The organism is Heliobacterium chlorum, from assembly GCF_014502795.1.
GTDB classification, from domain to species: domain Bacteria; phylum Bacillota; class Desulfitobacteriia; order Heliobacteriales; family Heliobacteriaceae; genus Heliobacterium; species Heliobacterium chlorum.
The window spans coordinates 1-5594 of record NZ_JACVHF010000056.1; the positions used below are offsets into that span (position 1 = coordinate 1).

8 protein-coding genes are annotated in these 5594 nt (G+C 42.7%); 5 read left to right on the top strand and 3 right to left on the bottom strand.

Features of this window, described 5'->3' with window-relative positions; genetic code table 11:
• Together H1S01_RS19450 and H1S01_RS19455 are read right to left on the bottom strand one after the other, a co-directional pair.
• Positions 1-794: tyrosine-type recombinase/integrase (locus H1S01_RS19450; protein WP_243237452.1), on the bottom strand; the 794-nt coding region annotated here is incomplete at its 3' end.
• A 32-nt stretch (positions 795-826) separates the two neighbouring features.
• Positions 827-1138 carry a hypothetical protein gene (locus tag H1S01_RS19455; protein ID WP_188042045.1) on the bottom strand — a complete coding sequence of 104 codons (312 nt, stop codon included), beginning with the start codon at positions 1136-1138 and terminating at the stop codon, positions 827-829.
• Between the two features lie 338 nt (positions 1139-1476).
• Between H1S01_RS19455 and H1S01_RS22125 the strand changes: the two genes are divergently transcribed.
• The 3 genes from H1S01_RS22125 (at position 1477) to H1S01_RS19460 (ending at position 3200) form a co-directional block, all read left to right on the top strand.
• Positions 1477-1602 (top strand): hypothetical protein, encoded by a 126-nt coding sequence (locus tag H1S01_RS22125; RefSeq protein ID WP_279287047.1) that lies wholly within the window; start codon positions 1477-1479, stop codon positions 1600-1602.
• Positions 1603-1622: 20 nt separating this feature from the next.
• Positions 1623-1748, top strand: a complete 126-nt coding sequence (locus H1S01_RS22130) for a hypothetical protein (protein ID WP_268892031.1) — start codon at positions 1623-1625, stop codon at positions 1746-1748.
• A 312-nt stretch (positions 1749-2060) separates the two neighbouring features.
• Complete coding sequence (locus H1S01_RS19460) at positions 2061-3200, top strand: HD-GYP domain-containing protein (protein ID WP_188042046.1); 1140 nt, start codon at positions 2061-2063, stop codon at positions 3198-3200.
• 17 nt (positions 3201-3217) lie between these two features.
• On the opposite strand, the gene H1S01_RS19465 is transcribed toward H1S01_RS19460, so the two are convergent.
• Complete coding sequence (locus H1S01_RS19465; RefSeq protein ID WP_188042047.1) at positions 3218-3577, bottom strand: hypothetical protein; 360 nt, start codon at positions 3575-3577, stop codon at positions 3218-3220.
• 326 nt (positions 3578-3903) lie between these two features.
• Here H1S01_RS19465 and spoIID point away from each other — a divergent pair, with 326 nt between their 5' ends.
• Positions 3904-4869 (top strand): stage II sporulation protein D, encoded by a 966-nt coding sequence (spoIID, locus tag H1S01_RS19470; protein ID WP_188042048.1) that lies wholly within the window; start codon positions 3904-3906, stop codon positions 4867-4869.
• A gap of 208 nt (positions 4870-5077) precedes the next feature.
• Positions 5078-5518, top strand: coding sequence for a threonine/serine exporter family protein (locus H1S01_RS19475; protein WP_279287048.1), 441 nt, complete (start codon positions 5078-5080; stop codon positions 5516-5518).
• Positions 5519-5594 lie beyond the last annotated feature (76 nt).

Consider the following 5594-nt stretch of genomic DNA (forward strand, 5'->3'; position numbering starts at 1 on the left):
ATTTTATCGATGGCCTGTTTCTTAACGTCCGGTAAGACGTGGCTGTATGTATCCAGCGTAATCCTTATACTCCCATGACCCAACAGTTCTTGAACCACCTTCGGATGAACACCAGCTTCAAGCAGACGTGTGGCGTACGTGTGTCTCAGCGAATGAAGATTGGTCTTCGGAATCTCAGCTTTGGCCAGCAGTCGATGGAATTTTGTAGCGAGATTCCGCTGAGAGACCATCCTACCTTTCTTGGTCGTCACGACTAGCCCATCATCTTCATACTCTTCACCCTCACTCATCCGTTCTATATATTGCAGTACTTGCCAGCGTTTCAGTTGGCGGACTAAATCTTCGGTTATCGGGATTCTCCGGTAACCGTTTTTCGTTTTGGGCTCCTGGATGATCTGATGGGTTTTGTTCGGGCCGTTTTCATTCTTCACCAGTACCGACCCTTTAGTCACGTCGATGTAGCCACGTTCGAGATTGATGTCTCCCCACTTGAGGGCTAGCAGTTCCCCCACCCTCATTCCTGTTCCGAGCAGCAGCTTGAAAGCGATCCACAGCCGGTCTTCTTCAGCAATGAACATGAATTCCTTCATTTGATCTACGGTGAAGACATTTATCTGCTTGGTGGATGGCTTTGGTTTGCGGACGTGATCGGCAATGTTCTTGTTGACCAGACCATCATGACCAGCTTGCTTGAGGGCTGTTCTTGCGGTAGTGAGAATCAGTTCGACCGTTCTCGTCGCTAGGCCGGATTGCCGTTTATCATTTAATAACTTCTGTAGCTGCGTTGTCTGCAAGGCCTGAACCTTCACGTTACCCAACTTCGGCTTCAAATGAAGCCGGGTGATATACTCATATGATTCCCAGGTCTTAGGACCACGTTTGGCTTTACATATTGTTCGAGCCAGATGTCCAGCCATTCGCCGAAGGTCACCGTGGTGGGGATTACGAAGATACCTTGACGATACTCTACAAGAGCTTGATCACGCCACAGTAGGGCTTCGCCCTCTGCTTTGAACGTTCTTCGAGCGTACTTCGCTTTACCGTTATCGTCTTGACCAATATGGACCTGGGCTACAAAATGGCCGTCTTTTCGCTGGTAGATGGAGCCTTGTCCAGGTTTGTTGCGTTGGGAGGTCATAAAGAAACACCTGCGCCTTTCGATGTTCAAGATCGACTGATTTCGGAGGCAGGTGTAGGTTATCTCTAGTGGGGCGGGAAGGGAAGGGAAGGGAAAGTTTGAGTTGGCGTCAAAATTACTTTAATACCCCAATACGTTCACTCGGTAAGAAGCTCTTTCATAAAGTAATAGTGGGTAACCGAGGATCGCAATAATGATGATCAAAATGGCCAAAGCTACAATGCTTAACTGCTGGGATTAAATTTTCCCGGCGGTTTTTTTCGTTCACACCAAAGGCTTTATATCCATAAAATGGTATTGTAGTTGCTCTTCAATCAATCCGAAAGGAGGAGTTCTGTATGGCTACAGTTGCTGGTGGTTACATTGGATTTTCCACCGTAGTCGGTCTTGTTATTGCTCTTATCGTTATCGGAGCTTTTTATCCTGCGATTATTGGCGTCGGGTACGTTGGTGACGGTTGTTAGTTAAGAGAGGAGGTATGAACATGGGTGCATGCGGGTGCGGCACAGGCGGAGGCTATATCGGAAATAGCATTGTTGCCTTGGCTATCTTGATTATCATTATAGCCATCCTCGGCACCGGTTTTGGCATGGGTTTTGGTGCTTATTAAGCGATAAACTTATTGAAGCGTGTGGCGGTGTAAAATCGCCCACGCTTTTTATTTTTTGGTGGGTTTAGGTGATAAAGAAACACCTGCTCCTTTCGATGTTCAATATCAACTGATTTCTAGGAGGCAGGTGTAGGTTATCTCTAGCGGGGCGGGAAGGGAAGTTAAATTATCGTTAAAAATCATTTTTTCCATTTCATAATTGACTTTCAATATACTGTAAACTATAATGTATTTCCATACTAAACCAATCGGATTTCTTTGTTCTTGAATTAACTTTAACATTGGTTATTAAATTTTGGGGGTTAACTAGTAATGAACAACAAAATTCAATTCCCTTCCAGTCAGAAACGCCTAAGAAAAACCAGTGTTCAGGAAGAGATCAGATTGCTTAAATCAAATTTGGAACAACTGAGATTTCGCGATTCGCTTACCGGATTACATAACAGAATATCTTTTTTTAACATTCTAGAGAATAACAAAAACCGGGATATTGGAATTATTATTTGTGATGTTAACGGTTTGAAAAATATTAATGATAGTCTTGGAATTCAAAAAGGCGACTCTATTCTGGTTGATGTAGCCAATATCCTGAAAAATGCGTTTAACGAGAGCATAGTTGTTGCTCGAATTGGTGGAGACGAATTTGGTGTTGCTATACTTGAATCTTCGGGTAAGGAAACCTTAGAGTCGTCTCAGCTAGTCTTCAATATAATAAAAAAATACAACGCAGATGTGGGGCACGAGAAGGCAATTAGTATTTCCGTTGGTTATTCTTTTACAAAAGCTATCGGCGAAAGAAATATTGAGCGTTTATTTCGTGAAGCGGAAAACTCTTTATACCGACGTAAGCTTCACTTGAGTCAAAGTGCTCGAAGTGCGGGGATATTAGCAACCAAGAAAATCCTTGAAGCGAGAGATTCCAATACAGAAGTTCACGCAAATAGAAGTAGTAAGTTAATGATTCAATTAGGAATAAAATTGGGCCTTTCCGCAGGTCAAATCGCCGATTTATGTCTTTTGGGACAGTTTCACGATATTGGTAAAGTCGCGATTCCGGACCGTATTTTACTGAAAGAAGGTCCTTTAGATCAAGAAGAGCGTGAAGAGATGAAAAGACATAGTGAAATAGGTTATAACATTGCCCTTTCGACACCGGACCTAGCACCTATAGCACCATTCATTTTGAAACATCATGAATGGTGGAATGGGAAGGGTTACCCAACCGGGTTACAAGGAAAAGCTATTCCTCTTGAATGCCGAATTTTAGCTGTAGTTGATGCGTACGACGCAATGACTAACGATCGACCTTATCGAAAAGCGATGAGTCATGAACAGGCAAAAGCCGAATTATTACGATTCGCCGGTATTCAGTTCGACCCATTAGTTGTAGATTTGTTCTTAAGTTGTTTTACTGAATATAAAAAAGTAGATTACATAGAATATTATATATAAGTTCGATTATCTAATCTTTAGGGACTCAAAGCCCCCAAAATAACCTCAAACCCATACCTTGTCAGCCCCCACTCCCGACAAATATAATCAAAGCCGTACTTCTTCCGCCACTTAGGGAGCAGTTGAACATGTTGCTCGTACTTCATCCGGTCGAAGACATCGAAGGCCACTAAATCTTCAAAAAGCGAGTAAGCGATCAACGGTCCTAGCCGCCTATAGTCACGCTTAGCCTTCCCCGACATCCGATCGGACGGCATCACCATGCTGCCGACACGGCCCAGTCGGGAGGCACGGCCACGGATGCTGGAGGCTGTGGTTTTCTTTTGTTTTACGTCGGTGAGAAATAGCCGTTCGATGTCGGTGTCAACTGAGGGCATATCTTCTCCCCTTTCGGATATCCTGCGTAACTGCTCTCTATTTTGCCCAGTAATAAACAGACTGAAGCGTGAGCCTTTAGATAAGGGGCCACGCTTTTCCTTTTTCTAATGTATATTAACAGTAAACTTACGATTATACGGTCTTCTATTAGATTGGTTGTAATGCTTCAGCTTGGCATACTCTTCCCGAAGTCGATCGGCGTGTTTTCTATTTTTGCGACCACATAACACTCAATCATTTTATATTCCGAGGTAAGTCATCAGTTGGATCGCTCTGTCATATACATGTTGGCGCATGGACATACAATGACAGGAGTGAAATCCCCATGCCGCAAAAGCTAGGGCATTGGAAACTTTACATATTTAGTTCAATAACAACTGTCTTACTTCTAGTGTTAGGCATTCCCCTAATGATAATTAATAATCCACGGAGTTCAATCGCTAAAGAAACCACAGTAAAAGAAACGAGAGAGTTAGCTAGTTCAGACGAACATAGAATTCCACTCCAACTTAAAGATGGAAAGGTCATTGAAATACCTATGGAAGAATACCTGGTCGGTGTATTGGCTGGAGAAATGTCTCCACTTGATCCGCTTGAAGCCTTAAAAGCGATGGCAGTGGCAGCCCGTAGCTATGCTTGGCATCGCACATCGAACGGCGACCCAATTTGTACCACCATACACTGTCAGGTCTGGTTATCGCCAGAAGAGCGCCAAGAGCGATGGGGACAAAAAACATCGGATTATACAGGGTTAATTAAACAGGCGGTGAAGGACACTCAAGGACAGTTCTTGGTATATGATAATGATGTGATCCTGGCCACCTATTCTGATTCGTGTGGTGGTCATACAGAGTCAGCCGCAGATGAATGGGGTTCCGATATACCATATTTACGTAGTGTGACTTGTCCGGAAAAACCTGTAATTAAAGATATTCTTTTTTCCCCAGATGAACTGGATGCAAAGTTAGGTACTACCCTATCGGCAATGAAACCCCGAGAACGAATAAAAGCCGTGCAAATAACGGACAAAACATCGAGTGGACGAACCAAAACTGTCCAAATTGGGTTGACCGAAGTAAAAGGTTCGAGATTACGCGCAGCACTTGGGCTACCCTCGACAGATATGAAAATAAATTGGAATCATAACGAGATTGAAATTGAGACGAGAGGGAATGGTCACGCCGTTGGTATGTGTCAGTCTGGAGATATCACTATGGCCATAGGAGGTAAATCATACGATGAAATTCTTGCACATTATTATCCAGGAACACAATTAAACAGGATGTATTAACCTGTTTATCTATTTTATCGTACGGAAAGTTTGTTTCCATTTGAACTGCCTCCCGGAATTCCCATCTCCCTTCCACATTATTTTTAGTTCTACTTATGCAAAATTATCATATATAAATCACAATAGTGATGTAGAAAAGGAAAGGCGAGTCAACAGCCCTAGCATAAAGTCAAATATCTTATTTTAAGGGAAGTGAAACAAGCATCCCATGATCCTATCGATTGAATTCCTCCATACTATTGGGCGCATAATGGTAGCAAACGGAGCCGAAATTTATCGTGCAGAAGAGTGCATTAAATATGCAGCCTTAGCACTTGATAATATCTGTGATATACATACCACGGTAACACCTAATAGCATTACCATCAGTGCGACTGATGTAAATAGACAAGTTCACACGTCCGTACGTAGAGTAACTCGTCAAGGTGTTAATCTAACTAAAATCGCCTATGCTAACGATTTATCTCGTCGTTTAGTGAACCTTAAAGTCTCGTTGGAAGAGGCAATTGAAGAAGCAATTGCGATTGAACGAATGCCTGGCATCTCTCAATTTTATAAAATCGGGTTACTTTCGTTTAACGCGGCCATGCTGTCACTACTTAGTGACGGTACAATGACCCACTTCTTTATAGCAATTTTCGTTGGTTAGTTTCTATTTGGTATCTTAGAAAAACTAAGCTTTATTGGTCAGTTATCTTTTGTACGAGAAATTTTCTTAGGGTTTG

Bases quoted from the DNA above. Each gene is read 5' to 3' on its own strand.
- H1S01_RS19455 (WP_188042045.1), bottom strand. From the start codon at position 1,138: ATGACCTCCCAACGCAACAAACCTGGACAAGGCTCCATCTACCAGCGA.
- H1S01_RS22125 (WP_279287047.1), top strand. From the start codon at position 1,477: ATGGCTACAGTTGCTGGTGGTTACATTGGATTTTCCACCGTAGTCGGT.
- H1S01_RS22130 (WP_268892031.1), top strand. From the start codon at position 1,623: ATGGGTGCATGCGGGTGCGGCACAGGCGGAGGCTATATCGGAAATAGC.
- H1S01_RS19460 (WP_188042046.1), top strand. From the start codon at position 2,061: ATGAACAACAAAATTCAATTCCCTTCCAGTCAGAAACGCCTAAGAAAA.
- H1S01_RS19465 (WP_188042047.1), bottom strand. From the start codon at position 3,577: ATGCCCTCAGTTGACACCGACATCGAACGGCTATTTCTCACCGACGTA.
- spoIID (WP_188042048.1), top strand. From the start codon at position 3,904: ATGCCGCAAAAGCTAGGGCATTGGAAACTTTACATATTTAGTTCAATA.
- H1S01_RS19475 (WP_279287048.1), top strand. From the start codon at position 5,078: ATGATCCTATCGATTGAATTCCTCCATACTATTGGGCGCATAATGGTA.